General features: G+C 73.0%; 2 protein-coding genes. One reads left to right on the forward strand and one right to left on the reverse strand.

The window, feature by feature from the left end; all coding sequences use genetic code 11:
* The coding region (locus ACYQ8L_RS18320) for an alpha/beta hydrolase (RefSeq protein ID WP_459943262.1) at positions 1-2,007 on the forward strand (2,007 nt) is incomplete at its 5' end.
* A 178-nt stretch (positions 2,008-2,185) separates the two neighbouring features.
* On the opposite strand, the gene ACYQ8L_RS18325 is transcribed toward ACYQ8L_RS18320, so the two are convergent.
* Entirely contained in the window at positions 2,186-2,323 is a 138-nt protein-coding gene (locus ACYQ8L_RS18325) for a transposase domain-containing protein (protein ID WP_459943263.1), read from the reverse strand.
* Positions 2,324-2,336 lie beyond the last annotated feature (13 nt).

A 2,336-nucleotide genomic window follows, 5' to 3' on the forward strand; every position in this document is an offset into this window, starting at 1 on the left:
CGCTTACTGCCCAACGACGAACCCGGGCTCCTCGAGTTCCTGGCGGCGGAGGTGCTCCGGGGCCACCGGGTGGTCGTGTTCCCCGAAGGCGGCATGGTCAAGGACCGGCGGGTTCTCGACGAGCGGGGCCGGTACGCCGTCTATTCCCGCACCCGTCGGGAACGGCGGAAGCACCACACCGGCGCGGCCGTGGTGGCGCTGGCCGTGGCCGCGTTCCGCCGGGCCGTCCGCCGGGCCGAAGAGCGGGGCGAGGACGACCGCATCGCCCGGTGGGCCGAGACCCTGGGCATGGAATCCCCGGAGGCCCTGGTGGAGAACGCCCGGCGGCCCACCGTGATCGTGCCCGCCAACATCACCTTCTACCCGATGCGGGTCACCGGGAACCTCCTGGAGCGGGCGGCCCAGTGGTTCGTGGAGGGGCTGAGCCCCCGGCTCGCCGAGGAGCTGCGGGTCGAGGGAAACCTGCTCCTAAGGGACACCGACATGGACGTGCGGCTCGCCCCCCCCTTGCGGGTGGACGAGGCGTTGGGGCCGTGGGACCGGGTCTTCCTGCGGCTCGCCGCGCCGCTCCCCGAAACCCCGGCCGACTTCCTGCGGCCCGGAACCCGCCTGGGCCGGCCCTGGGCCCGGCGCCGGCGGCGGCTCGCGCTGCGGCTACGCGACCGGTACATGGAGGCCATGTACCAGGCGGTCACCGTGAACCTCTGCCACCTGGCCTCCCGCGTCATCGCCCGCTGGGTCGAGGGCGGCCGGGCCGAGGTGGAGGGACGAACCCTGCGGCGGGCCGTGTACCGGGCGGTCAAGGCCGCCCAGGCCGAACCCGCCCTCCACCTCCACGAGAGCGTGGACCACCCCGACGAGTACGCAGGCCTCCTCGGGGCCGGGTGCGAGGGATTCGAGGAGTTCGTCGCCACGGCCGAAGCGGCCGAACTCCTCCGGGCCGAGGGCGACCGTTTCCGGTTCTCCGACAAGCTCCGGGAGGAGTTTGGGCTCGACGAGATCCGGCTCGAAAACCCGGTGGCCGTGTACGCCAACGAGGTGGCGCCCCTGCCCGGGGTGCGCCGGGCCGTGGACCGGGGCCTCGCCGCGGTGGAGCGCCCCGATCCCCTCGACTGGGCCCGCACCCGGTTCGACGACGAGGTGCGGCTCTACCGGTACGACCTCGAGGCCTTCGGGCGGCCCGAGTCCGAGGAGATCGCCCGCACCGAGGGGGTGAAGCAGCCCGGGGAGCCCTACCTCCTCGTGCCCGAAAGGCCCCGGCCGCCCGCCGTCCTCCTGATCCACGGGTTTACGGCCTCCCCCGCCGAACTGCGGCCCTTTGGGGAGCGGCTGGCGGCCCGGGGTCATCCCGTGCTGGGGGTACGCCTGCGGGGCCACGGCACGAGCCCCTGGGATCTGCGGGAGCGGTCGTGGGAGGAATGGCTCGCCTCGGTGCGCCGGGGGTTCGAGGCCCTGCGCGAGGCCTGGGACCGGGTGGCCGCGGTGGGGTTCTCGGCCGGGGGGCTCCTGGCCCTCCTCCTCGCGGCCGACCGGCCCGAGGGCCTCGACCGGGTCGCGGCCGTCGCCTCCCCGGTGCGGGTGCGCGACCGGGGCATGCGGCTTGTGCCCCTCGTTCACGGCGCCAACGTGGTGGCCCACACCCTCGGGGTGCCCGATCTCATGCGGTTCCACCGCTCGTCGCCAGAACACCCCGACATCAACTACATCCACGTGCCCGTGCGCGCCCTCTTCGAGCTGGGCCGGCTGATCGACGAGGCCCGCTCCCGGCTCCCCGACGTGGACGTGCCCGTGCTCCTCATCCAGGGCACCGAGGACCCAACCGTCGACCCCGAGAGCGGGGAACTCCTCTACCAGGGCCTTCGGGTACGCGACAAGGCCCTCGTCCTCATCCCCTCGGAGCGCCACGGCATCCTGCGGGAGAACATCGGCGGCACCCAGGACCGGGTGCTGGAGTTCCTGGAGTCCGGCGGCCGGGCCCCCGCCGGAGAGTACGCCCGATCCCGGTGAGACGTCCGTCCCGCCGCGCCCCCCAACGTGCTGGCCTGCCGAACGCGTGCCCCCCAATGGTGTTGGACTCCAGTCTGATATCCCTGGGGATCAAAAAGCCGCCGGGAGTACTTCGGACGGGCCGAGGACCTACATACACGCCGCAAAGACGCGCTCCGGGCGAAGCGCCGTAAGCGCCTTATAAACCGCCCCCCGGCGCGAGTTGGGCCAACAGGTCTGCCGGCATGTGCTGCGGCAGGAGCACCCGGTACTCCTCCCGGCTCGTCGCCACCGGTACCCGCTCGAACACGTGCTTCAGGTACCGGTACGGCTCCAGCCCATTGAGCTTG

Source organism: Deferrisoma palaeochoriense (assembly GCF_054656955.1).